This is a genomic window from uncultured Thiodictyon sp. (assembly GCA_903837595.1).
Taxonomy (GTDB): domain Bacteria; phylum Pseudomonadota; class Gammaproteobacteria; order Chromatiales; family Chromatiaceae; genus Thiodictyon.
The window spans coordinates 24,564-50,639 of sequence record CAILVI010000556.1 but is presented as its reverse complement, the minus strand read 5'-3'; the positions used below and the strand labels follow the sequence as shown (position 1 = coordinate 50,639).

General features: G+C 67.2%; 25 protein-coding genes. 14 read left to right on the top strand and 11 right to left on the bottom strand.

Going from position 1 to position 26,076, the window contains the following annotated elements; all coding sequences use genetic code 11:
• Window positions 1-65: 65 nt before the first annotated feature.
• Window positions 66-1,838: an ATP-binding protein gene (locus QZY44_RS33810; RefSeq protein ID WP_295458213.1), complete on the bottom strand. Its 1,773-nt coding sequence runs from the start codon at window positions 1,836-1,838 to the stop codon at window positions 66-68.
• Between the two features lie 206 nt (window positions 1,839-2,044).
• On the opposite strand from QZY44_RS33810, the gene QZY44_RS33805 reads away from it, so the two are divergent.
• Window positions 2,045-3,151, top strand: a complete 1,107-nt coding sequence (locus tag QZY44_RS33805; protein ID WP_295458211.1) for a PAS domain S-box protein — start codon at window positions 2,045-2,047, stop codon at window positions 3,149-3,151.
• Between the two features lie 26 nt (window positions 3,152-3,177).
• Here the strand turns inward: QZY44_RS33805 and QZY44_RS33800 are convergent, their stop codons facing one another.
• Window positions 3,178-4,296, bottom strand: coding sequence for a diguanylate cyclase (locus tag QZY44_RS33800; RefSeq protein WP_295458209.1), 1,119 nt, complete (start codon window positions 4,294-4,296; stop codon window positions 3,178-3,180).
• 277 nt (window positions 4,297-4,573) lie between these two features.
• Between QZY44_RS33800 and QZY44_RS33795 the strand changes: the two genes are divergently transcribed.
• From QZY44_RS33795 to QZY44_RS33770, 6 genes are all read left to right on the top strand, one after another.
• Window positions 4,574-5,146 carry a type I restriction-modification system subunit M N-terminal domain-containing protein gene (locus QZY44_RS33795; protein ID WP_295458207.1) on the top strand — a complete coding sequence of 191 codons (573 nt, stop codon included), beginning with the start codon at window positions 4,574-4,576 and terminating at the stop codon, window positions 5,144-5,146.
• Entirely contained in the window at window positions 5,147-5,440 is a 294-nt protein-coding gene (locus tag QZY44_RS33790) for an N-6 DNA methylase (protein WP_295458319.1), read from the top strand.
• A gap of 18 nt (window positions 5,441-5,458) precedes the next feature.
• Complete coding sequence (locus QZY44_RS33785; RefSeq protein ID WP_295458204.1) at window positions 5,459-5,746, top strand: putative quinol monooxygenase; 288 nt, start codon at window positions 5,459-5,461, stop codon at window positions 5,744-5,746.
• An 810-nt stretch (window positions 5,747-6,556) separates the two neighbouring features.
• Window positions 6,557-7,177 (top strand): hypothetical protein, encoded by a 621-nt coding sequence (locus QZY44_RS33780; protein WP_295458202.1) that lies wholly within the window; start codon window positions 6,557-6,559, stop codon window positions 7,175-7,177.
• 146 nt (window positions 7,178-7,323) lie between these two features.
• Complete coding sequence (locus QZY44_RS33775) at window positions 7,324-8,286, top strand: hypothetical protein (protein WP_295458199.1); 963 nt, start codon at window positions 7,324-7,326, stop codon at window positions 8,284-8,286.
• Between the two features lie 91 nt (window positions 8,287-8,377).
• Entirely contained in the window at window positions 8,378-8,818 is a 441-nt protein-coding gene (locus QZY44_RS33770) for a YcgN family cysteine cluster protein (RefSeq protein ID WP_295458197.1), read from the top strand.
• Window positions 8,819-8,825: 7 nt separating this feature from the next.
• On the opposite strand, the gene QZY44_RS33765 is transcribed toward QZY44_RS33770, so the two are convergent.
• Window positions 8,826-9,524: a response regulator gene (locus QZY44_RS33765; protein WP_295458194.1), complete on the bottom strand. Its 699-nt coding sequence runs from the start codon at window positions 9,522-9,524 to the stop codon at window positions 8,826-8,828.
• Complete coding sequence (gene kdpD, locus QZY44_RS33760) at window positions 9,517-12,258, bottom strand: two-component system sensor histidine kinase KdpD (protein ID WP_295458191.1); 2,742 nt, start codon at window positions 12,256-12,258, stop codon at window positions 9,517-9,519. The genes QZY44_RS33765 and kdpD overlap by 8 nt, the downstream gene beginning before the upstream one ends.
• Window positions 12,259-12,600: 342 nt before the next feature.
• On the opposite strand from kdpD, the gene QZY44_RS33755 reads away from it, so the two are divergent.
• The 7 genes from QZY44_RS33755 to QZY44_RS33725 all read left to right on the top strand — a co-directional run bounded on the left by QZY44_RS33755 (window position 12,601) and on the right by QZY44_RS33725 (window position 16,785).
• On the top strand, window positions 12,601-12,831 hold the full coding sequence (locus QZY44_RS33755; RefSeq protein ID WP_295458187.1) for an addiction module antitoxin: 231 nt from the start codon (window positions 12,601-12,603) through the stop codon (window positions 12,829-12,831).
• Window positions 12,818-13,144, top strand: a complete 327-nt coding sequence (locus QZY44_RS33750; protein WP_295458186.1) for a type II toxin-antitoxin system PemK/MazF family toxin — start codon at window positions 12,818-12,820, stop codon at window positions 13,142-13,144. Before QZY44_RS33755 ends, QZY44_RS33750 begins: the two co-directional genes overlap by 14 nt.
• Before the next feature lie 681 nt (window positions 13,145-13,825).
• Window positions 13,826-14,239, top strand: coding sequence for a type II toxin-antitoxin system HicB family antitoxin (locus QZY44_RS33745; RefSeq protein WP_295458183.1), 414 nt, complete (start codon window positions 13,826-13,828; stop codon window positions 14,237-14,239).
• 91 nt (window positions 14,240-14,330) lie between these two features.
• Window positions 14,331-14,735, top strand: coding sequence for a hypothetical protein (locus tag QZY44_RS33740; RefSeq protein WP_295458180.1), 405 nt, complete (start codon window positions 14,331-14,333; stop codon window positions 14,733-14,735).
• Window positions 14,735-15,157, top strand: coding sequence for an HNH endonuclease (locus tag QZY44_RS33735; protein WP_295458178.1), 423 nt, complete (start codon window positions 14,735-14,737; stop codon window positions 15,155-15,157). Before QZY44_RS33740 ends, QZY44_RS33735 begins: the two co-directional genes overlap by 1 nt.
• A 128-nt stretch (window positions 15,158-15,285) precedes the next feature.
• Entirely contained in the window at window positions 15,286-16,278 is a 993-nt protein-coding gene (locus QZY44_RS33730) for a phospholipase D family protein (RefSeq protein ID WP_295458176.1), read from the top strand.
• A gap of 159 nt (window positions 16,279-16,437) precedes the next feature.
• A complete protein-coding gene (locus tag QZY44_RS33725) occupies window positions 16,438-16,785 on the top strand; it encodes a DNA-binding protein (RefSeq protein ID WP_295458174.1) in 348 nt (115 codons plus the stop codon).
• A 151-nt stretch (window positions 16,786-16,936) separates the two neighbouring features.
• Here QZY44_RS33725 and QZY44_RS33720 read toward each other — a convergent pair whose 3' ends face one another.
• The 7 genes from QZY44_RS33720 to QZY44_RS33690 all read right to left on the bottom strand — a co-directional run bounded on the left by QZY44_RS33720 (window position 16,937) and on the right by QZY44_RS33690 (window position 26,047).
• Complete coding sequence (locus QZY44_RS33720; RefSeq protein WP_295458170.1) at window positions 16,937-17,137, bottom strand: hypothetical protein; 201 nt, start codon at window positions 17,135-17,137, stop codon at window positions 16,937-16,939.
• A 539-nt stretch (window positions 17,138-17,676) separates the two neighbouring features.
• On the bottom strand, window positions 17,677-18,867 hold the full coding sequence (locus QZY44_RS33715) for a VWA domain-containing protein (RefSeq protein WP_295458167.1): 1,191 nt from the start codon (window positions 18,865-18,867) through the stop codon (window positions 17,677-17,679).
• Window positions 18,864-21,182: a DUF5682 family protein gene (locus tag QZY44_RS33710; RefSeq protein WP_295458165.1), complete on the bottom strand. Its 2,319-nt coding sequence runs from the start codon at window positions 21,180-21,182 to the stop codon at window positions 18,864-18,866. The genes QZY44_RS33715 and QZY44_RS33710 overlap by 4 nt, the downstream gene beginning before the upstream one ends.
• Before the next feature lie 26 nt (window positions 21,183-21,208).
• The gene (locus tag QZY44_RS33705) at window positions 21,209-22,288 is read right to left on the bottom strand and encodes an AAA family ATPase (RefSeq protein ID WP_295458164.1); all 1,080 of its coding nucleotides are present in this window, start codon (window positions 22,286-22,288) and stop codon (window positions 21,209-21,211) included.
• Entirely contained in the window at window positions 22,285-23,832 is a 1,548-nt protein-coding gene (locus tag QZY44_RS33700) for a DUF5691 domain-containing protein (protein ID WP_295458161.1), read from the bottom strand. The genes QZY44_RS33705 and QZY44_RS33700 overlap by 4 nt, the downstream gene beginning before the upstream one ends.
• A complete protein-coding gene (locus QZY44_RS33695) occupies window positions 23,832-25,175 on the bottom strand; it encodes an SWIM zinc finger family protein (protein ID WP_295458158.1) in 1,344 nt (447 codons plus the stop codon). The genes QZY44_RS33700 and QZY44_RS33695 overlap by 1 nt, the downstream gene beginning before the upstream one ends.
• Window positions 25,166-26,047, bottom strand: coding sequence for a transglutaminase family protein (locus tag QZY44_RS33690; protein ID WP_295458155.1), 882 nt, complete (start codon window positions 26,045-26,047; stop codon window positions 25,166-25,168). Before QZY44_RS33690 ends, QZY44_RS33695 begins: the two co-directional genes overlap by 10 nt.
• Between the last annotated feature and the right edge of the window lie 29 nt (window positions 26,048-26,076).

Below are 26,076 nucleotides of genomic sequence, written 5' to 3'. Positions count from 1 at the left end.
GCGCCCCTGGTTGATTGGCTCGTCGCGCGGCTGCCTTGGCGTGACCACGGCCTCTTCGATGCTCTTCAATCATCGCCCGCGGGCAGGTAGTTGAGCAAGGTCGTATAGAGTACATCCGGGTCCACCGGTTTGGTGATGAAGTCGGTCATGCCGGCCGCCAGGCAGCGCATCCGGTCCTCGGTGAATACACTGGCGGTGGTGGCGATGATCGGCACCCGCGCGCCCGTGGGCAATTGGCGGATCCGTTGCGACGCCTCGATCCCATCCATCACGGGCAACTGCAGGTCCATCAGGATCAGGTCGTAATCGGTGCGCGCCGCCATCGCCAGGGCCTGCGCCCCGTCGGCGGCCACGTCGACCGTCAGCCCCAGATCGGCCACCAGTTCCTGCATCACCTCCTGATTGACCGGTTCATCCTCCACCAGCAGGAGGCGGGCACGGGTGCGGCGGGTCCGCAGTTGGTCATAGGCGCCACGCTCAGCCGGTTGCGACGGCGGCGCCTCCGCCCCTGTGGCCTTGGCCAGACGCACGGTAAACCAGAAGGTACTCCCGGTCCCGAGCTGGCTCACGACCCCCAGGGTGCCGCCCATGAGCTCGGCCAGCCGCCGGCTGATCGCCAGTCCCAGACCAGTGCCGCCATATTGGCGCGTCGTCGAGTTATCGGCTTGCTCGAAGGCGGTGAAGAGCCGCGGCTGGTCCGCGTCGGCAATGCCGATGCCGGTATCCTGCACCTCGAAGCGCAGGACCAGGTCCGTGGCGGTGTCCTCGATCCGCTGCACGCGCAGCATGATGGACCCGCGGGCGGTGAACTTGACCGCATTGCCGGCGAGATTGAGCAGGATCTGCCCCAGACGCCCGGCGTCGCCTTGCAGCGACTGCTGCCCCAGGTCGGGGCGGATGTCGATCGCCAGTTTCAGCCCCTTGTCGGCCACGTCATGGCCGATCAGATCGGTCAGGTCCGCCAACACCGCGTCCAGATTGAAGGTCGCTGCCCCCAAGGTGAGGCGGTCGGCCTCGATCTGGGAGATGTCAAGGATGTCGTTGATCACGGTGAGCAGATGCTGGGCGGCCCGGTTGGCCTTGTGCAGCTGATCGATCTGTTTGGGGTCGGTGGCGCGCAGCTGGGCCAGGGTCGTCATGCCCATGATCGCGTTCATGGGCGTGCGCAGTTCGTGGCTCATGTTGGCGAGGAAGGCGCTCTTGGCCCGGTTGGCCGCCTCGGCGGCGTCCCTGGCGGCGACCAGCGCCGCGGTACGCGCCTCCACCAGGGCCTCCAGGTGTTGCCGATACTGGGCGAGCTCGGCCTCGGCCTGGCGCCGCGCGGTGATGTCCAACAGGATCACGCGCGCGGTGGGAGGGTCCCCGGCCGCGCCCGCAGCCTCGCGACGGAGCATCAGTTGCAGGTCGCGCCGGGGAGCCGGCGGGCGCCCCAGACGGACCTCGATGGACTCCTCCACGCCGCTCGCGAGCACCCGCCCCAGGCTGCTGAGCAGGAGCCGGGAGTCCCCGTCGGCTAGCCGCGCGCCCAGGAACAGGTCCAGCTTCGCCCCCCGTTCCACGCCCAACAACGCGGCGGCGGTCAGGTTCATCTGGGTGATCCGGCTCTCGCGGGTGAGCGTGGCATAGGCCACCGGTGCGAAATCATAGAGGTCCACATAGCGGTCGCGCGACTCCTCCAGCGCCTGCTGGGCCGCGCGCAGCTCCCGGTTCTGGAGTTCCAGTTCGATCTGGCGGACCTGAAGCTCGTGCACCGCATCGGCCGGGTCGGCGCCCTCACGACGCAGCTGCGCGAGCAGGTCGGTCAGCACGCCATCGGGGGCGCCGCTCAGGGTAGACATCGTGAGTTCCAGAGGCTGGATGGGAGTCGCTTCATGATCGGATAAACCTGTCGATCGCGGTTCTATGTCGGGCATGTGCCGACACCCTTGCGATACATAGGCGAGATGCAGAACCGCCCGCCTGGAAGGACCTGTCGATCCATTCTATGCTAAGCGTCTGGGACAGGACAGACCAACCCCGGCCCCAGCCGATCACGGAGCCCCCCATGACGCGCCTCAGCCAGATCCCCGACGGCTCATTGAGCGACCTGCTCGCCGCCCTACGCCGTGAGACCCTGGACGCCGCCGACCCCCGCCAGGTGGTGCAAGAGCTACAGGTCCACCAAATCGAACTGGAACTCCAGAACCGCGAACTGCGCGCCGCCCGGCAAGCGCTGGAGAAGTCGCGCGACACCTACGCCGACCTCTATGACTTTGCCCCGGCGGCCTATGCCACCCTCACCCGAGCGGGCCGGATCAGCCGGATGAACCTGACCGCCGCCCAATTGCTGGGGGTGGACCGCGCACTGGTGCCGGACCTGGTTCTGAGCACCTGGCTCGCCCCCGGGGATTGGAGCGCCCTGTTGGCGGGGCTCGCGCGTGTACTGGATCACGGCGCGGAGGAGTCCATTTATGTGGGCCTGGAACATACGCCGCAGACCAGGCGCGACCTGCGCCTGGTGATCCGCCCCGAGCACCCGCCAGCGACCGGCGAGCCTCCGACCGCCTGCCGGGTGGTGCTCCTGGATATCACCGCGATCAAGCAGGCGCAGGCCGCGTTGCGCCGCTCCGAGGCGAAGTTCCGCACGCTCTTCGAGGCGACCACCGACGCGCTGATGCTGACGGACGAGCAGGGTTTCTTCGACTGCAACCAGGCGACCCTGGCGCTCTTCGGCTGCGCCAGCCGCGATGCGTTCTGCGCCTATCACCCCGCCGATGTATCACCGCCGCAGCAGCCATGCGGCACGGCGTCGATGACCCTGGCCCGACAACGCATCGCCTTTGCGATGCAATACGGTCACTGCCGCTTCGAGTGGATGCACCAACGGGCGGACAACCGCCAGACCTTCATCGCCGAAGTGCTGCTCGATGCGGTCGAGATTGACGGCAAGGTCGCCGTAATGGCCCGTGTGCATGACATCGCCGAACGCAAGCGGATTGAACAGCAATTGCGCCTCGCCGCCAGCGTCTTCACCCATGCCTGGGAAGGTATCATGATCACTGCCGCCGACGGTGCGATCATTGATGTCAATGAGGCCTTCAGCCGCATCACCGGTTATCACCGCGACGCCACGCATTGCGGGCGGCCTTGCTTGCGCAGCTCCAGGCGCTGATCAGAGAAAAGCCGGGGAGTGATTGATCAGCAATCGGGCTTGCCGGCGCTCAGTCCCGGGGCGGCGCTCATCGGCGCCATCATCACGCCACGCTTGCCGCGACGTTTCACCTCATACATCGCCCCGTCCGCCCGGTACATTAGGTTCGCGCCATCCGGCCCATGCTCCGGGAACAGGCTGACGCCGATACTGGCCGCGATGGCGGCCATACCGTCGGCCAGCTCCATGGGCGCACAGAGCGCCGCCAGCAGGCGCTCGCCCAGTTCGAGACCTCCGGCATGCCCGGACGCATCGCGTACCAGGACCGCGAACTCATCCCCGCCAAGCCGCGCGACGAGGTCCGGGCGACGCACCAGTCCCTGCAGGCGCGCAGCCACCTGGCACAGCACCTGATCGCCCGCCGCGTGACCTCGCGTGTCATTGATTGCCTTGAATCCGTCCAGGTCCAGGAAGAGGACCGCCAGACGTTCACCGGATCGGCTCGCATCGCTGATGGCACGACGCAGGCCCCTTTCAAACAGGCGCCGATTGGCGATGCCGGTGAGGCTGTCGCGGTGGGCCAATTCACCATAATGAGTCACCTGGCGACGCAAATGGCGCCGCTCCAGCTCCCGGGTCGTCACATCCTGCAGGCGCAAAATCATGCCGAAATTGCTGTCTGCCAACCCGCGCAGCGCCTTGGCATGCAGCTCTGCATAGAGATCGCCGCCGGCGGGGTCCAGGCGATGCAGCAGCAGCAGCACTGGGATATCATCGGCGGCTACTTGGGTCCGCAGATGCGCAACCAGGACCAGCGGGTCCGACTCACCCAAGTCGGGCGCGGTCACGCCCGGGATGAGCCGCAGGGGGGCGTCCACCGCAATCTCCGCCAGCAGCGGGAACCGCCTGGCGTCCTGATTGATCCAGCGCACGATGCCTTCATGGTCGCAGACCAAGGTGGGGTCTGGGATGGCATCGACCAGTGACTGGAAGAAGGCGCGGTATTGGCAAGAACAGCAATCGACTTCGGTCGCCGCCAACGGCTGAGGTACGCGATTGGCACGCACGCCCTTGGTGCCCGTCGGACTGACCGGGCTGCCCGCCCACGCGGCGCGCCCGTTCAAGACACTGGGCACGTCACGGTAACGCATTGAATCGACATACATTGACTGATCCTCCTGACGCTCTGTTCGGGGTGAGCATGCCGCGCTTGATCGCGATCTTTGGGAAGACAGCCTAAGAGCAGATAGTTGGACAAGACCTGAGCGGGATTGTCAGCTAACGGTCAGCTCGATGGATGTGTCGGTGAGCCGGATCTCATCGCCGATCGGCTCACCAGAAGGCAACATAGCGTGCGCGTTCAGTACTGGCAGTGGTCGACTCGATGTGACAAAGTGACCGAACCTCGGCACCACCCGCCCACACGGCAGACCCTAACCCCGGATGCAGCAGAACACCGCCCTACCCCCGCAGGTCAGCCTCCAGCAGCTCGAGTCGCATCTGTGGGGCGCCGCCAACACCCTGCGCGGCAGCCCGCTGGATCGCACCGACTGGAAGAGCTACATCCTGCCGCTGTTGTTTTTCAAGCGCATCTGCGACTGCTGGGACGAAGAGCACGCCCAGATGGTGCAGACCTACGGCGAGGACTTCGGCGATGAACACCGCTTCCAGGTGCCGGAGGGCTGCCACTGGGACGCGGTGCGCGAGGCGCCGGCCAATGTCGGCGCCGCCATCGCCAACGCCATGCGCGGCATCGAGCGCGTCAATCAGGCGCACCTCTACGGCGTCTTTGACGACGGCCAGTGGACCAACAAGGACCGGCTGCCGGACGCCCTGCTCAAGGACCTGATCGAGCATTTCTCAGCCCTGCCGCTCGGCAACCAGCGGGTGCGTAACGACATCATCGGCGACGCCTACGAATATCTGATCAAGACCTTTGCCGACGCCACCAAGAAGAAGGCCGGCGAGTTCTACACCCCGCGCAGTGTCGTGCGCCTGATGATCGAGGTCCCCTAGATCGAACGCGGCGATACGCTCCGCAGCCCGGTGTTCACCGACCCCAGCACCGGCGGGCTCGCCACTTTCGATATCGTGCTGGCCAATCCGCCCTTTTCGCTGGAAAAGTGGGGCCGTGAGGTCTGGGAGGACGACCCCTGGGGGCGTGCCTTCGCCGGCGTCAACATCTCGCGCTATGTGCTGCCGCCGATCGGGCGCGACATCCCGCCGCTGGCGCAGGCCGTTGCCGACTTCAAGGCCGCATTGGAACGGTGTCGCGAGGCGGGATTTCTCTTTCGCCCTTTCCAACAATGACCTTCCGGAGTTCCATTCATGACCGTTCACATCGTTGCCCGTTTCGTCGCCCGCCCGGAGTGCGTGGGCGAACTGCGTACCCTTTTGCTGGGCCTGCTGGCGCCCACCCGCCGGGAGGCGGGCTGCCTGCGCTATGAATTGCTCACCAACACGGCCGACCCGACCGATTTCACCTTTGTCGAGGAATGGGCCGACGATGCGGCGATCGATGCCCATCTGGAAACGGCGCATCTGAAGGGCACGGTAGTCCAGTCTCAGCCCTTGCTGGCGGCGGACTTGGATGTGCGGCGCTACGCGGCTTGTTGAAAAATGCTTTTTGACCGCGAGCATCATTCCAGCCAGCGATGGTCTCGCTGCAACTGGAGGTCGAGGCTTCAGCCGGTGGCGGTTTCCGACACGCTTAAGAGCAATCAGTGACGCCTGCACGCCGGACCGGCTGAAGCCTCGACCTCCAGTGGACATCCGCACACTCTCTGTAGGCTGGGTAGAGCGCAGCGAAACCCAGCAATCGACGCTTGACCTAAGCGCAAACGATGGGTTTCGCTGCGCTCAACCCATCCTACGGGGATACTTGCCCAGTCTCTGGAGCGGTGCCACGACCGCGGAGTGATCTTTATCGGCCGGGGGAATATGCGATGCCGCCTGGGGCCCACGCCTCCCGGTATTCGGCCCGAGCCATACCACCTTTGACCCGCGTCGCGGAACCTTTGGCCCGACTCTCCCGACCTTGGGCTCACGTCTTCCAATCTTGGGCCCAAGCATCCTGACCTTGGACCGAACCCGTCCAAGGATCGGCCTAAGTCGGGTAACCAGGGCTCAAAGTGGGGAAACCGAGGCGCCAACTGGGCAAACCAGGGCTTCAAGTTGGAAGCCCGGGGGCCGGTATCGGCAAGTCGCGGAGCAATCGCCGGCAGGCGGCGCGCCCTGGCCGCTGAAGATGCCGCCCGGACCGGACAGTGGCATGCGCAAGTCTTCCAAAATCCCGTCAGGGGATCTATGCTAAGCCACTGATAGGGGTTGAACCGGCCAAGCCCGGCGCCCCGATCGGCCGACGGGGGCCACCCCGGTCGGCAGGCTTAGGTTGCAGTGACTGATCCACATGACAGGAGCACCACCATGCCCAGGTCCGATTATGTTCCCATCGCCGATAACGACCTTCTACCCTGGCTGGAAAACCTCTATAACCAGGCGCTGGCGCACTGCGCCGAACTCGGCATCGCTGAGGCCACCTTGGCCACACTCAAGGCGGGCATCGACAAGCTGCGCGCCAACACCTTAGCCCACGTCCAGGCCCAGGCGGCGGCGCGCCACGCGAGCGAGGCGAAAAAGGCCAGCGCCCACGAGGTCATCGACATCAGCCGCGGCGTGAGCCGGCAGGCCAAGGCCAGCCCCGGCTATACCGAGGCACTGGGCGGCCTGCTCGGGATCATCGGCGCCGATAAGGTGATCGATCCGACCGCCCTCAAGCCGAGCCTGACCGGCACCGACCAGACCGACGGGGAGGTGATCATCGAGTTCCCCAAGCAACACACCGATGGCGTCAACATTTACGAGTTCGACGAAGCCACCAAGAAGTATGTCTTCCTGGCCCGGCGCAGTCACTCCCCCTATATCGACAAGCGCCCGCTGAAGGAACCCGGCAAGCCGGAATTGCGCCGCTATACGGCCATTCATGTGATCGGCGATGACGAGGTGGGGCAGTTCAGCGATGAGCTGATCGTGAACTGCGCGCCCTGATGGCATAAGACGGGGATTTTCTCGTTTCTCATTCCCACGCTCCAACGTGGGAATGCCGTGCGGACGCTCTGCGTCCGGTCTGACTGCTGGACGCAGAGCGCCCGCTCTTGCTCCCACGCAGGAGCGTGGGAGCCAGAAAGACCTCGATGCGCGACGGCGCCACCCTGCCGCTGCACTTTGAGCCGCGGCGCCTGGATCTGCATATCGCCAAGGAGGCGCTCGATCAGGCCTTCGCCACACTCACCGATACCCTGTCCGATCTCGACCGGGACACGCTGGGCAAGGCCGCCTCGCGGATGGCCGTGCTGGTCAAGGCACCGAAGCGGATCGCGGCCATCTGCGCGGACATCGCCAAGCATTACCGCGGCACGGTGGAACCCAACGGCTTCAAGGGGATGGTCGTGACCTTCGACCAGGAGTGCTGCCTGCTCTACAAGGAGGCGCTGGATGAGCACCTAGGCGTGGATGCCAGCACCGTCGTCATCTCGGTGGCGGGCAAGGACAAGGAGGATGCGCGCTATCAGCCCTACCGGCGTGACCGCGACACGGAGGCGGCGCTGCTGGAGCGCTTCCGCGATCCGCAGGACCCGCTCAAGATCCTGATCGTCACGGCCAAGCTGCTGACCGGCTTCGATGCGCCGATCCTGCAGGCGCAGTATCTGGATAAGCCGCTGCGCGATCACACCCTGCTGCAGGCGATCTGCCGCACCAACCGCCCGTATGGCGGCACCAAGACGCACGGGCTGATCGTCGACTATCTGGGCGTGTTCGACGACGTGGCCAAGGCGCTGATGTTCGACGAGGCCGGCTTCCAGCGCGTCGTCAGCAATATCGCGGCGCTCAAGGCGCAGTTGCCCGGGGCCATGCAACGGTGCCTGGCCTATTTCCCCGGTGTGGACCGCGGCCTGGGTGGCCCGGTGGTCGTGGAGCGCGTGGTGGACGACATCGACCAGATCGTGCGCGTCGTGCGCTTCCCCGGCTGGCAACAGACCAGCGCCGGCGAGCGCGAGGTGAAGAAGGCGCTGCGGGGGGCTCTGTTCAAGTACAAGCTCCACAGCGACAAGGAATTGTTCGACAAGGCCTACGGGTACATCAGGCAATATTATTGAGCGCCGGCCGCCCGCACCGGGCCGCAAGCGGTTCAATTCCTGCCGCGACTCGGGCAAGATGGGCGGCCAGCCCGCACCGAGACCGCCACCGATGAGCCAAGACGCCCCCTTCTGGGAAACCACCCCGCTGACGCAGATGACCACTGAGCAGTGGGAGTCGCTGTGCGACGGCTGCGGCAAGTGCTGTCTGGAGAAGTTCGAGGAGGAGGACACCGGGGCGATCATCTACTCGCGGGTGGCCTGTACCCTGCTGGACATCGACACCTGCCGCTGCCGGGACTACCCCAACCGCGCGCGACAGGTGCTGGACTGTATCACCCTGACCACGGCGGAGCTCGATCCCCCGAAGTGGCTGCCCACCACCTGCGCCTACCGCCGCTTGACCGAGGGCCGGCCGCTGCCGCGGTGGCACCCGCTGATCACCGGCAACCCGGAGTCGGTGGTGAAGGCGGGCGAGAGCGTGCGCGGCCGCGTCATCGGGCCGGAGAGCGGCGAAGACCCGCTGATGAATCTGATCGATTGGATCAAATGATCGCTGCCTAGCCAGTCACCAGCCGATAACCGACCCCGGTCTCCGTGATCAGGTGCGCCGGCCGCGCCGGGTCCAGCTCCAACTTGCGGCGCAGATTGGCCATATAGATCCGCAAGTAGTGGCCGTCCTGGCTATGACCCGGCCCCCAGACCTCGCGTAACAGTGCACGCTGGGTCAGCACCTTGCCGGGGTTGCGCGCCAGGACCGTCAGCAGTCGGTATTCGATGGGGGTGAGGTGGACCGGCTCGCCGCCGCGGGTGACGATGCGCGCGGCAAAATCGATACAGACCTGACCGAACCGACACTGCGGATCAGCCCCCTCCCGCGGGAGGTCGCGGCGCCGCAGATGGGCACGCAGCCGGGCCAGGAGTTCGGCGACACCAAAGGGCTTGGTCAGATAGTCGTCCGCACCCGCGTCCAGGGCGGCCACCTTCTCGGTCTCCTGGGTGCGCGCGGACAGCACCAGGATGGGTACCCCACTCCACCCCCGCACCCCCCGAATCACCTCGATCCCCTCCAGGTCCGGCAGGCCCAGGTCGAGGATCACCAGGTCCGGCTGGCGCGCGCTAACCTCCAGCAAACCCGCGTGGCCGGTGGCGCACTCGCACACCGTCATCCCCTCGGCGCCCAGTGCGGTGCGCAGAAAACGCCGGATTTGCGGGTCGTCCTCGATCACCACGACGCAGACGCGCGCTCTGTCATCCATCAGACCGGCCTGTCAGCGCGTACTCAGACTCCAGGTCGGCCCCCGCAATCTGCGGCGCAACGCCCAGCGGCAAGCTGAAGCTGAACTCGGCGCCCCCGTGCGGGCCGTTGGCCGCGCGGATGGTCCCGCCATGGACCTCAACAATCGCCCGACAAATCGCGAGCCCGAGCCCGACGCCGGGCCGCACACTCTCGCGTTCGCCGCGGGTGAACTTGTCGAAGACGCGCTCCTGCTGACCTGGCGGTAACCCCGGGCCGGCGTCCGTAACCTGCACGCGGAGCCACGGACCCGCAACCGTCGCGGCGACGCGGATCACACCACCCGGCGGGCTGTACTTGGCCGCATTGTCCAGCAGGTTGCTCAAGACCCGCTCCATCAGCACCGCATCGCAGGAGACCAAGGGCAGGTCCGCCGGGATCTGGGTTGCCACCTCGATACCGGCCAGCAAGGCGGCGTTGGCGCGCAGGGCACTGCCCACCACCTCCTCGATCGGCAGCCACTCCCGCTTCAAGGTCACCCCGCCGGATTGCAGCCGCGCCATGTCCAGCAGGTTCGTGACCAGGGCGGTCAGGCGCAGCGCCTCCTCATGGATGGCCCGGGCCAGGTCGCGCGTGCCCGGGTCCGGCGCGGCGGCCAGGGTGTCCGCGAGCCCCATCAGGCCGGTCAGGGGCGTGCGCAGGTCATGCGAGATGGCGGCCAGCAGTGAGTTGCGCAGACGCTCCGCCTCCATGCTGACCACCGCGTCCTGGGCCACTTCGACATAGTGGACACGCTCCAGGGCCAGGGCGATTTGGGCGGCGAAGGTCTCCAGCAGCCGGCGCTGCTCGGGCTGAAAAATGGCGTCGGCATCGGCGGGCGCGACCGCCAGGACGCCGCGGGTGCGCATCGGCGCCCGCAGGGGCAGATACAGGTGGGGGTTGGCGGGCAGGGTGTCGGTACCCAGTCCGGCGGGCCCTTCGTGGTCATAGACCCATTGGGCAATACCGAGATCGATCTCGCGCGCGAATGCCTCCTCCAGCGGGTCGCTGCCCCCGGCCACCAGCGGCGGGTGGATGCGGTCCTGACTGTCCGGCAGCAGGATCAGCACCCGCGACTGAAAGACGCTGGCCAGACGCTGGCTCCCATCCTGCACGATCTGACCCGCGGTCAGCGCCGATGAGAGTGCGCGTCCCGCCTCGAACAGTGCCTGGGCACGCCGCTCCCGGTGCCCCGACACGCGCGCCTGGAAGCGCAAGCTGGCGGTGAGGTGGCTGATGGTCAGCGCCACCACCAACATGAGCGCGAAGGTGAACAGGTACTGGGTGTCCGCCACCGTCAGTGAAAAGTGTGGGGAGACGAAGAAGAAATCGAAGGCGACCACGCTGAGCACCGAGGCGAGGACGCCCGGCCCGCGGCCCCAGCGGATCGCGACCAGCACCACCCCCAGCAGATAGAGCATGATCACGTTGGCCAGGTCGAAGACCTGCGTCAGCGCCGCCGCGGCCCCGGTGGTCACAACGCAGATGGCGACGGCCCACAGGTAGCGCCGGGGCTCGAACCGGTGACCAGACGGCCCCAAACCCAGGACCGCCAGCGGGGGCTCCTGATCACCCGGCGCGTCCTCGTCCCCCACGATATAGACGTCCATATCTTTTTGGCTTACGAGCCGGTCCGCCGGGCTCGGCCGCAGCAGCCGACGCAGCAGCGGCTGGCCCGAGCGGCCGACCACCAGTTTGGAGACGTTGCGCCCGCGCGCATAGGCAAGCAGCGTCTGGACCAGGTCGACCCCGGAGAGTGAGACGCCCTCCGCGCCCAGGTCCTGGGCCAGTTTCAGGGTCTTGAGTATCCCCTCACGCTGGGCCGCGGGCAGGCGCTGGAGCCGCGGGGTCTCCACATAGACCGCCAGCCAGTCCGCGTGCAGGCCGGCGGCGAGCCGGGCGGCGCTGCGCACCAGGCGTTCCGCACCGGGATCGGGGCCGACACAGACCATCAGCCGCTCCTTGGCCTGCCAGACCTGACTGATGGACTGATCGGCGCGATAGTCGCGCATCTGCACATCGACCCGGTCGGCGGTCCGGCGCAGTGCCAGTTCGCGCAGCGCCAGCAGGTTCCCCTTACGAAAGAAGTGGTCGGCCGCCCGCGCCGCCTGATCGGGGAGATAGACCTTTCCCTCCTGGAGGCGCTGCAACAGCTCGTCCGGCGGCAGGTCGACCAGGGTCACCTCGTCCGCCAGGTCGAAGACGCGATCCGGCACCGTCTCGCGCACCCGCACCCCGGTGATCTGGCCCACTACGTCGTTCAGGCTCTCCAGGTGCTGGACATTGAGCGTGGTGTAGCAGTCGATCCCGGCGGCCAGCAGTTCCTCCACGTCCTGCCAGCGCTTGGGGTGGCGGGAGCCGGCCAGATTGGAGTGCGCCAATTCGTCGATCAGGATCAGCGCCGGGCGGCGCGCGAGTGCCCCGTCCAGGTCGAATTCCCCTAGCTGGCGGCCGCGGTAGGCGACCGGCCGCGGGGGCAGGACCGTCAGGCCCTCCAACAGCTGGGCCGTCTCCGCGCGACCATGGGTCTCAGCCACGCCGACGACCAGATCCACCCCCTTGGCGCGCTGCTCCTGGGCGGCGGCGAGCATCGCATAGGTCTTACCGACCCCGGCGCAGCCGCCGAAAAAGACCTTGAGGCGCCCGCGCCGCGCGCGGTCCTCCTCGCGTTGGACACGTTCCAGCAGGGCATCGGGGTTGGGGCGGGCGTCGTTCATCGGTTGGAACCGCTTGGAGTCAGGGTCCGGTCATTGGCGATCTCTCGTGACACCGCTCCAGCGGTGTCACGCCTGTGTTGGGCGCTGTGCGCCCCGCGGCCTGCGACCGGAACGATGATCAAGGCCCGGCACCGTTACTGTACGCCACTGCGGTGTTTGGTCAATCCCCGAGCAGTAGAGGGCGGACTTGCGTGAGAGTGGCGAAACCGAACGCCGCCGCCCGGCGGCTGGGACAGGCCCCCAAGGACTCGGCCGACTACCCCCCGACGGTCAGGCGGGGGTGCATCGATGGCGGGCGCGGTATATGATGAGTGATGCGCATAACACACTGTGGAGGTTGCGATGCATAAGCGGATGACGATCACGCTCGATGAAGCGGTATACGAAGGGCTTTACCGGACCATCGGCAAGCGGCGCATCAGCCAATTCATCGAAGACTTGGTGAGGCCGCATGTGCTGGATACAGTGCTCGACGACGGATACCGGGCGATGGCGGCCGACACCGCGCGTGAGGCCGAGGCGCTGGAGTGGTGCAACGCGCTGGCCGGAGACATGGCCGATGAAGCGCGGTGAAGTGTGGTGGGTCGAATTCGACCCTTCCGTCGGGACCGAAATCCGCAAGACGCGCCCGGCGGTGATCGTGAGCAACGATGCCGCGAACCGGCATCTGGGGCGGGTTGTCGTGGTGCCGCTGACCAGCAACACCGGACGTCTTTACCCGGGTGAAGCCGTGGTCACGGTCGATGGCAAAAGCAGCAAGGCGATGGCCGATCAGATCATGGCAGCGGACAAAACTCGCCTTAAGAATCAAATTTCGACATTGGCAAGAACCGATATGCTGGCGGTAGAAGAGGCAATTCTGGTTCACTTGGGACTGCCAAAATAGATAATGCGATTGAGCGGGCGCCGTCAGTGGCCCTGGCAGCGACGCGGAGGCTAGCGCCGCACCTACCGGGGGAATCCTCTCTCGTGACACCGCTCGAGCGGTGTCACGCCCGTGTTGGGCGCTGTGCGCCCCGACGCCCGCGACAAAAACAATGCTCAAGGCCGGGCACCGTTACTTTACGCAACAGCGGCGTTTGGTCAATCGCCGGGCCTTGATCATGGTTGCGACCAGCGGTGGTCCCTCCACAACCGGAGGTCGAGGCTTCAGCCGGTGGCGGCTCCCGACATTCCACGAGAAATCAGTGCCGTCTGCACGCCGGACCGGCTAACAGCAATGGCCGCAAGACCCGCCACCCCGGACGATGAAAGTCCCGGTGGGAGCGGCTTCAGCCGCGACGGGACCCCGCAAGCGTCCGTCGCATCGTCGCGGCTGAAGCCGCTCCCACCGGGTCCCTCCCTGACTATCACGAAAAACCTCGACCTCCAGTAGCCGGAACGACGATCAAGGCCAATCGCCGGGCGCAAGGCGCTCGACCTGGACTTCACCGCCGGGTGACTGTCACATAGGATGCATCCGCGCTGGCCATGCGCCGCCTCGCCCAACCGCTGCGCCTTGTTGGGGACCGCTTGACCCGCTACCTTTTCTGATCTAGCCTCCCCGTATCAAACTCAGGTAACTCCCATGGATAGCCGCTACCCCGCCACCCTGACCCCGGAGCCCGACGGCGGCTTTGTGGTCCAGTTCATCGACTTCGCCGAGGCCTTCACCGAGGGGGATACCCTGGAGGAGGCCTTATTCAACGCCGCCGAAGTGCTGACCTTGATCCTGGAGGCACGGATGGAGGAAGGGCACCCCATCCCCGCGCCGTCGTTCGCCCCCGATGCGACGTTGATTGCGCCCAGCGCCAACATTCAAGCCGCCCTGCTGGTGCGCCGGGCACGCGCAGAGTGCGCCTTCGCCGAACCGACCCGCACCCCGGACATCGCCTGGCCCGCGGCCAAGCATCTGGAGAATCCGCATGACTACCTCACGCTGAAACAACTTGAGCGCGTCGCCGCTGCGCTGGGTAAGCGGCTGGTAGTCGCCTTTGAATAGCGGCATAAGGGGCTAGCCTCAATTCCTTGGGAGAGACAACGCCGATGATCGCGACCGCGAAGTTTGACTCCACCACGCAAAGGGTCCCCCGATGACAGCCATTACACTGGATTTGCCGGATTCCCTGGTACGGCAGGCCGACCAAGCCGCGCGACTCATGCAGCGCCCCCTGGAACAGGTCATCGCCGCGGTCCTGGAGGCCGCCTTGCCGGCATTGGATGACATACCGCCCGAGCTTCAGACCCGCCTTCTGGAAATGACTTGGCTGGGCGACGGACCGCTGCTTAACATCGCTCAAAGCACCCTATCGGAAACTGAGCAACGGCGTCTCTCCGATCTCGGTCAACGCTGCGCCAACCTGACCGCCGGGGAGCAGGCCGAACTTGCGCTGCTGCGCGAACGTTACGGCGAGCTAACCCTGAGCAAGGCCCGTGCCTATGCGCTGCTCAGCATTCGCAGCGGCAAGGGATTACTCGGACAACCGGCGGCGGCTTGATGGCCGATGGCATCCCAAAGGCACTGCGAGAGCGGATTGCTGACGCTGCACAGCAGCGCTGCGGTTACTGCCTGACCGACCAGCGTGTCAGCGGTGCGCAGATGCATGTAGAACACATCGTTCCGCGTGCCCGAGGCGGGAGCTCACAGGAATCCAACCTCTGGCTCGCCTGCGCCTGGTGCAACAGCTACAAGGGAATCCAGGTCGAGGCGCAGGACCCAGAAACCGGCGCGAGCGTTACGCTATTCAATCCGCGTCGACAGCGTTGGATTGAGCATTTCCTCTGGAGTCAGGATGGCACCTACATCCGTGGCGTGACGGCTACCGGACGGGCGACCGTTGTCGCGCTGAATCTCAACAATCCATACATAGTCCCGGCGCGTCGCCTCTGGGCACTCGCCGGCTGGCACCCGCCAAAGTGATCATGTTCTCGGCAAACTCCAATGGGATGATCTCGCAGCCGCAAGAGATAATGACTCAATTGAGGCTGGCCCCTATTGCTACCTATTGCGAATAGTCATAATTCAAGACCAGAAATGGAGGTGAAGAGATGGTCGAGGTCCTTTACACGAGCGGCAGTATCCTAAAACACCTCAAGCGCCTGTTTCAGGACCCCGACCCGGACGATCGGCGGGTTGCGGTAGTTGCCTATGTCGGTGACGGGGCGCCCGCCTACCTGCCCGCTCCGGATGGCCTGCACCTGATCTGCAACCCGTCCGCGGGGGGTACCAGCGCGCGCGCCCTTCAGGACCTGATCAAGGCCGGGGCCAGGGTCCAACTCTCCCCGAAGCTACACGCAAAGGTCTTCTGGTCGGAGCAGCGAGGTTGTATCGTCGGGTCCGCCAACGCCTCTGACAACGCGCTGGGAAGGGGCCGCCTCAAGGAGGCCGCGGTCTTCCTACCGCCTGGGCTGTTCGATATCGACCGACTGATCGCCGAGGTAGAGCCCGAGGACGTGACCGAAGAGGCACTCTCCAAGTTGGAGAGGGAGACCAGGGCGCTGCCCGCGGGCCTACGGGGAGGGGCCGGAACCAAGTCGCGCCGCGACTTCGCTGCCTGGTTCGACAGCCCCTACCGTAACTCCGATCCATGGAAGATCGGTCCCTGGATTGCGGTGGCGGATTTTTCTCGGGCCGCTCGGGACCAGGCCAGGCATGAATACCGTGTAGCTGAGCCGACCGATTACTTCGGCTGTGCTGACGGGACCGTGGAGCGGTTCGACTGGCTCTTATGTTTCAAGGTGAACGGTGGTCGGCTCACGGAGTTCGGTTGGTTGTTCGTCGACTTCGTCGTTCCGGTATCTCCCGACGATGAAAACGTATACGACGGGGACTCCCCTTTTCAGGCCGTGCAGGTGCACCCCCTGGAGCAGTGCGGTCGGCCCCCATTCGAGATTACGCAGGGCTTCAGGAGGGCGTTTACACAGGCGGTTAAGGGATACGGTGCGAAGAAACTTTGGCAGCAGGACAGGGAGTCACTGGTGCCGCCCGAGGAACTGCTTAAGTTGATTCGGCAGCTGATTCCAGCAGGCAATGCGCAATAATACCCAGGCCGCGCATGCGATGCGGCGGACGGATAGCCGATGTGTAGCGTCCGAGGTATGGGAATGGACGCGGTGGCATTCCCTCCGCCAGCCCACCGACGGGCATCGGTGAGCAGATGGAACCCTGGGAAGGAGAAGCCGACGTGCCGAGGTGGAATCATGAAAACCGTCATTCTTGAAGTGCGTTCTCTCAAAGAAACCTTGGCCGAAGCTGCACGCGCCATGGACACGGGGTGCGCGCAACCCGATGCGCGTATCGGTTTCGCGACGCCGGAGCTGCTATGGGAGGTGTTGACCGCAAAGCGCTGGGAGTTACTCAAGGCGCTGTGCGGCGCCGGCCCCGTGTCCATTGGCGAGGCCGCGCAGCGTGTTGGCCGCGACAGCAAGGCGGTTCAGCGCGACGTGGCCGCGTTACTCAAAGCCGGGGTACTGAGCCATGCACCGAATGACCGCGTCGAGTTTCCGTTCGACGCGGTGAAAGTCGAGTTCCTATTGCAGGCGGCATAAGACCACATCAAGCGGAGTGCCGCAGGCGCTTCCACCGCTTGGATGCCCGCACAATGGCAGATCGCCCTGGGCATTGGGTGCAGTGAGCACCAGAACGGGCCTTAGCTTTGTCCCCGACAGGTCGGTAAAGGGAAAGTGCAACAGAATAATGTCACGCGGCTGGAACATCATTCCAGACCTCGTCTGCGGCGTTGTCCCAGTCGCCCAGCGCGGACTGCTGGGCAAGCATAAAGTCTTGATCTTCCTGCCGGGCTTCCCGTTGCGCCAGAAACAGCGCGAAATCCAAGACTTCGCGTGCCGCGGGCACGGGAAGCTTCTTGACAGATTCATAGACGAGTTCGGGAATGTTCATCGAGCCGTACCTCCGTCATCGTGGGAGAGATTGGTTGCTACGGTCTCGGCGCAACCGGTTCCGGTCAACTGGCGTGCCTTGCGGACCAGTGCAAGGTCGATGGTCAGGTTGGATGGCATAGCGGCTGCGTCTGATAGAAGGTGTGAAGTGAAAAATCCGGATCGGTCGTCGTGCTAAGTTTAACAGATGAGAACCGTAGTTCCTCTCGATCCGCTGGCCTTGATCGTCGCTCCGGCTACTGGAGGTCGGGGCTTTGTCGTGACAGTCAGGCTGAGACCCGGTGGGAGCGGCTTTAGCCGCGAGGCGACCTCAAAGCGACCATAAGCTCGTCGCGGCTAAAGCCGCTCCCACGGGGGGCTGGCATCGTCCGGGGTGGCTCGTCTTGCGGCCATAGCCGTTGGCCGGTCATGCGTGCGTCAAACGCCGATGTATCTTGAAAATCTCGGGGGCCGCCACCGGCTAAAGCCTCGACCTCCAGTTGCGGGGGGGGCCACCGTTGGATGCGACGATGATCAAGGCTCGCGACTCGCGCCACGTGCTCACCCAGGCGCCCGCGCCGTGACGATCCCTTGTTTCGCGGCCCAGATCCCCAGATCCTCACGTCGAATGGCGGCGGCCATGAGATTGGGGAATTGGTCGGGTGTACAGGCGAATGCGGGTGCGCCAAGCGCAGCGAGCTTGGCGGCAAGCTGGTGGTCGTAGGAGGGTGCGCCCTCGTCGCTGAGCGCGAGCAGGCAGATGAATTGGACGCCGGATTGGATGAGTTCGGCGGCACGCTGGAGCAGGTTGCGCTCCACACCACCTTCATAGAGGTCGGAGATGAGGACCAGGATCGAGTTGCGCGGTTCGCGGATGATCTCCCGACAATAGCCGACCGCGCGGTTGATGTCGGTGCCGCCGCCGAGCTGCACACCGAACAGCACCTCGACCGGGTCGCTCAACTGCTCGGTCAAATCGACCACCGCGGTGTCGAACACCACCAGGTGCGTCTTGACGGCGGGCAGTGAGGCCATGACTGCACCGAAGATACTGGAGTAGACGACGGAGTTGGCCATGGAGCCGCTCTGGTCGATGCACAGGATGACCTCGCGCTGGGTGCGCCGGGCCTTGCGTCCGTAGCCGATGCGCTGCTCCGGGATGATGGTCTGATAGTCGGCCTGCCAGTGGCGCAGGTTGGCGCGGATGGTGCGGTTCCAGTCGATCTCGGCGTGGCGGGGGCGGCGGTTGCGCTCGGCGCGGTTGAGCGCCCCGCTGACCGCGGCACGCATCGGCTCCTCCAGCCGGGCCATGAGCGCGGCGACCACCCGATTGACCACGGCGCGCGCGGTGTCGCGGGTCTTGGCCGGGATGATGCCGCGCAGCGACATGAGGGTGGCGACCAGGTGGACGTCCGGCTGCACCGCCTCCAGCAACTCGGGTTGCAGCAGCATCGACTTGAGATCGAGCCGCTCGAAGGCGTCCTTCTGCATCACCTGGATCAGTGAGGCAGGGAAATACCGGCGGATGTCGCCGAGCCAGCGGGCGACCCGCGGCGAGGAGGCGCCACTGCCGCCGCGCAGTCCGCCCGGGCCATCCGGGTCGTAGAGCGCGCCAAGCGCCGCGTCGATCTGGGCGTCCAGGCCCGTGAGTCCGCAGCCGCCATCGGCCTCGGCCGGCTCGCCCAGGACGAGACGCCAGCGGCGCAACCGGTTCTGGTCTGGGCTCTGATCGGCGTCGGTCGGGCTGGTCATGATGCGATTCCCAAGAGGCGTCTCAGCAAGGGGATGGGGCGCTCGGCCCGGGCCTGATCGCCGGCCGCAATGAGCGGCGCGGCCGGCGCAGCGGCCGAGGGTCGCCTGGCGCGCTCCCCGAGCTGGCGCCGTTCGGCCGGTCCGAAGGCGGAGAAGGCCCGGCGCAGCAGCGGCAGTGCGCGCATGAAGTGGTCTTCGGTCAGCCCCGCGACCCAGCCGTCCACCAAGTCCCAGAGCGCGGGGTCGTGCAGCAGGACCAGGGCGCTCTGATTGAGGAAGCCTTCGAGCCAGGCCGCGGCGGGCGCCGGATCGTTGGCGGCCGAGAGCGCCAGCGACAGGCGCCGGGCGGTCTCGTCCGGGTCCGCCTCTTGGGCGTCGAACAGGAGCCGTGCGGCCAGACCGCAGACCAGACCGTGACCACTGCCGGGTTCGGCCAGACGGACCAGCGCCGCCGACCAGTCGGCCTCGAACCCCTGGTCCTTGAGCAGGCGCAGGTTCTGATCGGCGCCCTGGATCGCCGCGCGCATCGCGGTGGCCGCGTCGTCGTCCAGCGCGGAACAGGCGCCGGGCAGGCCGATGGCGGCGCGCGGCACCAGCCCGGCGAGTACATGCGCCACCATGCCGCCGTCGGTCTGGCGCACGTTGCCATAGCGCAGGATGGCGGCGAGCGGCGGGACGGCGGCGAGCATCTGCAGTACATCGCTGGCAACCGCCGCGTGATCCTCCAGGATGCGGGTGACCGGCGCGATGGCCGCCTGCAGGTCGGCCAACAGGATACGGTTCACCAACTCGCAGAGTGTCGGCAGGCAATCCGCGCGCTGGGCAGAGTCGATCACGAAGCGGGTGGCGGCCTCCGCGACCCGGTTACCCCAGCGGCTGGCCTCGATGATGGCGAGCGCGTGCCGGGGCTCCCACTGCAGGGTCCAGACCTCGTGGAAGGTGCCCTTGGCCGAGCGCCCGGTGCGGCTCAACGCGCCCCAGTCGATGCCAAGCAGCGACAGCCGGTGGAGCAGGTGGCTGCGGGCCAGGTCATTGGGCTGGCGCAGGTCCAGGTCGAGCGGCTTGCGGCTGGCCTCCGGCTTGAGCCGCAGCGCGCGCTGGTGTTCGGTGATGTCGCGCTGCAGCGGTACCGCCGGGGTCTGCTCCGGAGTGCTGCCGAGCCGCTCGCCGATGACGAGCGCGCGGGCGATGAGCCGCATCGGCCCATCCTCGCCCTGGCAAACGACCGTGCGCAGCGCCTCGTCCAGCTCCTCGAGACCGGGCTGCGGACGCCCGCGCATCGCGGCCAGGGCGTCGGCCAACCGGACGGCCTCGATCAGGTGCGCGGAGGAGCAATCGAGGTCCTCGGCGCGGAACAGCCGGGCGGCCCTGGCGACCCAGCCGATGGCGCGCCGGTCGGGGGCGCTGTGCCAGAGGTGTTCGTACCAGCCGGGGGAGGCGATGCCGGCGCCGTAACCGCTGGCAGTGCTCAGATGCGGATAGGACCAGGGCACCCAGGTCGCGGCCACCTTGCGCTTGGGCAGCGACTTGAGCAGTGCATTGTCGGACTGGGCGCTCGGCAGCTCGACGAGCGCCGGGACGTGCCAGGCGCCGCAGACCACGGCGATGCGCGCGAAGCCCTCCTTCTGTGCCTGACGCATGAGCTTGCGCATGTGCGCCTCGCGCCGGGCCTCGCGCTCGCGCCGCGGCGCCGTCCAGTGCCCGGTAGCAGACTCCTCGCGCACCAGGGTCATCGCCTCACGGATGGCGGCGAAGAGGTGCAGGCCGTCGCCGCGCTCCTCCACCAGGTGGTTCCACCAGGATTCGCCATCACTGTAGCCGGCGGCGCGACCCAGCCAGTCGAAGGGGTCCCGCTCAACCAGATCGGCGATCTCGGCGCCCGCGCCGGTCTGCTGATCGGGCTCTGCGTCCGCGGAGGCCTCCGGCGCGGTGGCCGGTGCGGCCTCCGGACCCTCGGCCGCTGCCGGCGGCGCGTGCGGCGCTGCATCGTCGCCGAGTTGGTGACAGATCGGCAGGTCGAAAAACCGGGTCGGGAGGTTGCGCGTAAGGCCGAAGCGCAGGGCCTGCCACTCGGGCGAGAACTCGGCGAAGGGATAGAAGACGGCGTCGCGCGCCGCCTCGGGGTCGTAGATGAGCAGGGCGACCGGCGGGACCAGTCCCGTGTCCTTCATCAGCGCCAGCAGATCCTGCCCGTCGGGCGGCCCCTCCACCAGCAGACAGTCGGGCTCAAGCGCCTCCAGCGCCTGGCGCAGACTGCGGGCGCAACCGGGACCGTGGTGGCGGATGCCGAAGAGGTGGAAGGGCGAATCGGCCATAGGGCTCCCCGCGGTCCGCGTCGAACTCACTCCTGGTCCCGGCACGCCCGGTACAGGTCCTTCCAGTCACTGCGCTCCTTCATGACCGTCTCCTGGTATTCACGCCAGACCAGGGCGTCCTGCACCGGGTCCTTGACGATGGCGCCGACCAGGCTGGAGGCGATGTCGCCCGCGTGCAGTACGCCGTCGCCGAAGTGCGCGGCGAGCGCCACGCCATTGTTGATCACCGAGATGGCCTCCGCCGTGCTCAGGGTGGCGCTGGAGCTCTTGAGCTTGGTCTTGCCGTCTTCGGTCTGGCCGTTGCGCAGCTCGCGGAAGATGCGCACCACCCGCTGCACCTCCTTGAGCGCGGGCGGCTCGGCCGGCAGGTCGAGCGCGCGCCCAAGTTCGGCGACCCGCTTGCTGACGATGGCGACCTCTTCGTCCGCGCTGGCCGGGACCGGCAGCACCACGGTGTTGAAGCGGCGCTTGAGCGCGCTGGAGAGCTCATTGATGCCCTTGTCGCGGTTGTTGGCGGTGGCGATGGCGTTGAATCCGCGCACCGCTTGGACCTCGATGCCCAGCTCGGGCACCGGCAGCGACTTCTCCGAGAGCACGCTGATGAGGGTGTCCTGGACATCGGCCGGGATGCGGGTCAGCTCCTCGATGCGGGCGATCTTGCCCTGCTCCATGGCGCGCATCAGCGGGCTCTGTACCAGGGCTTGCGGCGAGGGTCCCTTGGACAGCAGCTCGGCATAGTTCCAGCCGTAGCGCAGCTGCTCCTCGCTGGTGCCGGCGGAGCCCTGGATCAGGAGCGTGGAGTCGCCACACAGCGCCGCCGCCAGGTGCTCGGAGACCCAGGACTTGGCGGTGCCCGGCACGCCGAACAGCAGCAGTGCGCGGTCGGTCGTGAGGGTGGCGATGGCGATCTCGATGAGTCGGCGGCTGCCAATGTACTTGGGGCTGACCTCAAAGCCGTTGTCGAGCCGCCCGCCCAGCAGATAGGTCGCGACCGCCCAGGGTGACAGCGCCCAGTTCGGCGGACGCTGGCGTTGGTCGGAGCGCTTCAGCTCGTCGAGCTCTTCGGCGAATGCCTGTTCGGCATGCTGGCGCAGGATCTGATTCATGCGGTTCGACCTTCCTGAAGGTGGTGGATGAGGGTCTGGCGCTGCCGGATGACGGCCAGGACCTGGGCCAGGGTCTCGGCCAAGGCCGGCAGGGCCGGCCAGCCGTTGGCGGCCTCGGCCAATACGTCGGCCGGCAGGCAGCAGATGAAGTCGGGCAGGGTACGGCGCAGGCTGTAGTCCTGTAACGCGTGCCCATTGACCCACTGACGGCGGACCTGATCCAGCATGCGCCGCGCGATCGGCGGCGAGAGCAGGGCGCCGTCGCGCATGAGTGTCTGGGCTATACGCCCCAGCATGACGCCCAGCAGCGTACCGCGAGGCGGGTCCTCCATCACACCGAACCAGTGCGTCTCGCGCGCGGCCGGCGGCAGGCGCTCGATGAGGTCGAGGGGGTCGAGCGGGCGCCCCTCGATCGGCAGCCGCATCAGGAGTGCCTCGGTCCAGGCAAGCTCGGGTGCGCGCGCCAGCGCCTCGATCCAGGCACGCAGCAGGGCGAGTTCCCAGTCCGTACCCTTGGCCCAGCGGACGCAGTCGGCCGCCGCCAGGCCGGTCCGGCCGTGCCACCAGTGCAGCGGCAGGGCGCGGGCCAACTGGTAGAGCCACCAGGCCCGCTGGCCCAATCGTTCACCCTGGGTGGTCGTCTCGTCGATGGCGTCCTTTTTCCAATCCGGGTCGAAGGTCTCAGGCGGTTCGATCGTGAGTACCTGGCGCAACAGCTTGCGCGCGCGCCCGAGACAGGCACCGACGCGCTCGCCCATGCGCGCCACGTAGCGGCTGTCCGGCAGGCAGGCGAGCAGCGCCGCGGCCTGCTGCCTGACCTCCTTGCCGCGGTCCTTCAGACAGCCCTCCAGAAAGTCCTCGTCCGCCAGGCTGAGGCCGGTCGTAAGCTCCGCCAGCAGTCGAGCCCGGCCGCGCGCATCCGTCTCACCGAAGGTCCCCGCCAGTTGCTCGCGGGCGCTGCTCGGGTCCAGACGACGCCGGGCAGTGAGGAAGCGGCAGCGCTGCTCCAGTGTGCCCTCGTCCCACCAGGTGGGATCGGGCGACGCGTCATCCGCCGCCAGGGCTGGCTGCCACTCCGGGTTGACCCGGGCAAGCCAGCGTCCGCGCTCGCCAACCACCGCCGGCAGCAGGGGGCGCAGCCAGGTCTGCTGGAGGGCAAGCACCAGTGCGCGCGGTAGTAGTCGGGGCGGCAGGAGGCGTTGTGCGGCGGCCAGTTGCCGCAGTGCCAATGCGCGCAGCGGGTCCGGGCCGTCGTCCAGGATGGGTTGCAGCGTCGAGAGGAGCTCCGGCGTTGCGGCCGGCGCCAGGCGCTCGTGGGGGCACGGACCGATCGGCGGTCGGTCGGTCGTCCCGGGTAGGAAGCCGGCATCGGCGCAGACGGCGAGTACGCCGGCAAGGCGCAGTGCGGTCGGCTCGGGGGCCGTTGCGCCGGCCTGGATCTCGCCCAGTAGAGCACCGAGCTCGCCGTCCGCGCTCGGCCAGTCGGGTGGTCGCCGGTCGGTGCCGACGAGGAGCTGGGTCGCTAGTTGGTCGAGCGGCTGCATCACGCGTTGCTCCAGCCGTTGCCGGCGGTCCAGATCAGCCCCGGCCCCCAGGCGCTGAGCGGTCGCAGCCGCTCGCCGTCCCATTCGCCGAAGACGGCGACCGGCGCACCGCCGGCGACGGCGACGAGCGGCCAGGCACTGTCCTCGCCCAGTTCCAGGCGCAGCGCCCGGTCATCCCCGAGCCGCAGGACCCAGTCAGCCCCGGCGGCGGGTTGCGGGACGCCGGAGAGGTAGAGCCCGCGCCGGACCGGCCAGGGATTGGCGGCGATCTGGTCGGTGAGTCGCGCCAGTTCGTCAGCGATCGGTGCGGGCGGCGCCGGCAGGCCGTCCGGGAGTCGTTGCGGCGGATCCGTGAAGAGGGCACGAAGCGGGGCGGCGCTGGGGTAGAAGGCGAGTGTCGCGGCCAGGACCTCGCCGGTCACCAGTCCCGGCTCGAAGCGTGCGCTGCCGTGACTGAAGTCGAGCAACATGGCCAGACGGCCGCTGGTCTGACCCCGGAGCCAGGCACGGCGCATCCACAGACGATCCTCCTCGGCGATGTGACACCCCAGCACCAGCCAGTCGTCGGTGAGCCGCTCCCCCGCGCCGAGCAGGTCGTCTTTGTCCTGCGGCAGACCCAAGGCCGCGCGCAGGTCGGCCTGCTCCGCGGCCGGCAGCGCGTCGAGACGTCGGGCGCCGTCGATCAGGAGTTGCAGCCGGCCCAATTCGGCCAACAGCGGGCCCTGCCACTGCCCCCCGCGCACGAGCAGCTCACCCAGCCGGCGCAGCCGCTCGGCGAGCCCCGGGAGTTGGGCATCGACCATCCGCGCGGCCATGGCACCCCAGATCTCCGGTTGACCCGGAAGCTGGGCCAGACCCTGGCGCAGCCGGTCCGCCATCCAGGCCTCCAGCTCCGCCAACCCGTCGGCCATGCGCTGGAGCCGTTTGGCCTCGCGGCGGGCGGCGGCCTGGGGATCGGCCGGCGCCGCGGGACGTTCGACCGTCTGCTTGTGTTCCTGCCGCTGCGCGCGTTGGGCGCGCGAGGCCAGCCACTCGCTGACCCAGCCGGGCGGTGCGGCCGTAGTGAAGCGATCGGCGTGCTGCAGATGCAGCAACCCCAGTGCCAGGCCGTGCTTGCAGGGGAACTTGCGACTGGGGCAGGTACAACGGAAGGCGGGGCCGGCGAGGTCGATCTGGGCCTGGTAGGGTGTGGACCCGCTGCCCTGGCATTCACCCCAGATCGCCGAGGCGTCGCATTCGAGCCTGGGCCACTTGGCCGGGATCACGAGCCCCTTGGCGGCCTTGACGGACGCGGCGTCCGGGGCCAGCGCCAGGAGTTCATCGACACTGAGGTTCAGCGGCATGCGGGGCAGTCATCCGGTATGGTACTGGGCTCGTGGGCGCGAATCGTCAGCGCGAATTCCATCCGCGAGGACGCGCTCCCGAAATAGCTCCCTTCCACCGGCAGGGTCCCGGCCGGATCGAGCGCGGCGGCGAGCGCGACATGCCCGTTCGACACCGCCATCCCGCGGGTCGGATCGTAGCCGTACCAGCCCGCCCCCGGAAGATAGACCTCCGGCCAGGCATGCAGATAGCGCCGGTTGGTCTCCATGGCCGAGCGGTCTTGGTAACCGCTCACAAAGCGGGCGGCGAGCCCCGCGGCACGGCACAGGGCCACGAACAGCACGGTCTGATCGCGGCAGGCGCCGCGGCCCCGGGCCAGAGTCTCAGCCGGGATCTGGGGGGCGCCGGTGGGACGGATCTCGCGGGCAATCTGCTCGTAGATCCAGCGGTTCGACCGCTCCAGGAAGACCAGCGGATCAGCGCCCGCCTCACCCTGGAGCCGCCCGGCCAACTGCGCCACGGCGGGCTCGGCGGGCGGTCCAGCCAGATACGGGGCGAGCGGATCGGACTCCGCCGCCGGATAGTCAGGGGGCAGCCGCACCTGACCGGGTGCCAGGAAAGGAACATAGTCCGCGGGCACGCCGGTCTCCACCGTGAGCCGCGCGGCCAGACGCAGGTGCCTGGTCTCGTCCGTGAACCGCAGCCGCACGACACGATTGCCCATCACGTCCAGACACTCCAGCCGAACCGATGGCGCAGGGTCTACATCGAGTACGAAGCCCAACTCCCGCAGGGCCCCGCCGGGGCGGGGCCGCAGGCGCACCGTCTGAGGGCCAAGCCGGACCGGCTCGCTGTACTCGTAGGTCGTTTCGTGCTCGATCTCGATACGCAACGCAACCCTCCTGCACTCATGGGTTCGGG

What these genes read in the sequence shown, in the direction of transcription:
- QZY44_RS33740 (WP_295458180.1), top strand. Translation starts at nt 14,331, where the DNA reads ATGACAGCCATTACACTGGATTTGCCGGATTCCCTGGTACGGCAGGCC.
- QZY44_RS33780 (WP_295458202.1), top strand. Translation starts at nt 6,557, where the DNA reads ATGCCCAGGTCCGATTATGTTCCCATCGCCGATAACGACCTTCTACCC.
- QZY44_RS33745 (WP_295458183.1), top strand. Translation starts at nt 13,826, where the DNA reads ATGGATAGCCGCTACCCCGCCACCCTGACCCCGGAGCCCGACGGCGGC.
- QZY44_RS33755 (WP_295458187.1), top strand. Translation starts at nt 12,601, where the DNA reads ATGCATAAGCGGATGACGATCACGCTCGATGAAGCGGTATACGAAGGG.
- QZY44_RS33730 (WP_295458176.1), top strand. Translation starts at nt 15,286, where the DNA reads ATGGTCGAGGTCCTTTACACGAGCGGCAGTATCCTAAAACACCTCAAG.
- QZY44_RS33795 (WP_295458207.1), top strand. Translation starts at nt 4,574, where the DNA reads ATGCAGCAGAACACCGCCCTACCCCCGCAGGTCAGCCTCCAGCAGCTC.
- QZY44_RS33770 (WP_295458197.1), top strand. Translation starts at nt 8,378, where the DNA reads ATGAGCCAAGACGCCCCCTTCTGGGAAACCACCCCGCTGACGCAGATG.
- QZY44_RS33705 (WP_295458164.1), bottom strand. Translation starts at nt 22,288, where the DNA reads ATGAATCAGATCCTGCGCCAGCATGCCGAACAGGCATTCGCCGAAGAG.
- QZY44_RS33785 (WP_295458204.1), top strand. Translation starts at nt 5,459, where the DNA reads ATGACCGTTCACATCGTTGCCCGTTTCGTCGCCCGCCCGGAGTGCGTG.
- QZY44_RS33810 (WP_295458213.1), bottom strand. Translation starts at nt 1,838, where the DNA reads ATGTCTACCCTGAGCGGCGCCCCCGATGGCGTGCTGACCGACCTGCTC.
- QZY44_RS33725 (WP_295458174.1), top strand. Translation starts at nt 16,438, where the DNA reads ATGAAAACCGTCATTCTTGAAGTGCGTTCTCTCAAAGAAACCTTGGCC.
- QZY44_RS33695 (WP_295458158.1), bottom strand. Translation starts at nt 25,175, where the DNA reads ATGCCGCTGAACCTCAGTGTCGATGAACTCCTGGCGCTGGCCCCGGAC.
- QZY44_RS33700 (WP_295458161.1), bottom strand. Translation starts at nt 23,832, where the DNA reads ATGCAGCCGCTCGACCAACTAGCGACCCAGCTCCTCGTCGGCACCGAC.
- QZY44_RS33710 (WP_295458165.1), bottom strand. Translation starts at nt 21,182, where the DNA reads ATGGCCGATTCGCCCTTCCACCTCTTCGGCATCCGCCACCACGGTCCC.
- QZY44_RS33805 (WP_295458211.1), top strand. Translation starts at nt 2,045, where the DNA reads ATGACGCGCCTCAGCCAGATCCCCGACGGCTCATTGAGCGACCTGCTC.
- QZY44_RS33720 (WP_295458170.1), bottom strand. Translation starts at nt 17,137, where the DNA reads ATGAACATTCCCGAACTCGTCTATGAATCTGTCAAGAAGCTTCCCGTG.
- QZY44_RS33800 (WP_295458209.1), bottom strand. Translation starts at nt 4,296, where the DNA reads ATGTATGTCGATTCAATGCGTTACCGTGACGTGCCCAGTGTCTTGAAC.
- QZY44_RS33775 (WP_295458199.1), top strand. Translation starts at nt 7,324, where the DNA reads ATGCGCGACGGCGCCACCCTGCCGCTGCACTTTGAGCCGCGGCGCCTG.
- QZY44_RS33715 (WP_295458167.1), bottom strand. Translation starts at nt 18,867, where the DNA reads ATGACCAGCCCGACCGACGCCGATCAGAGCCCAGACCAGAACCGGTTG.
- QZY44_RS33750 (WP_295458186.1), top strand. Translation starts at nt 12,818, where the DNA reads ATGAAGCGCGGTGAAGTGTGGTGGGTCGAATTCGACCCTTCCGTCGGG.
- QZY44_RS33765 (WP_295458194.1), bottom strand. Translation starts at nt 9,524, where the DNA reads ATGGATGACAGAGCGCGCGTCTGCGTCGTGGTGATCGAGGACGACCCG.
- kdpD (WP_295458191.1), bottom strand. Translation starts at nt 12,258, where the DNA reads ATGAACGACGCCCGCCCCAACCCCGATGCCCTGCTGGAACGTGTCCAA.
- QZY44_RS33735 (WP_295458178.1), top strand. Translation starts at nt 14,735, where the DNA reads ATGGCCGATGGCATCCCAAAGGCACTGCGAGAGCGGATTGCTGACGCT.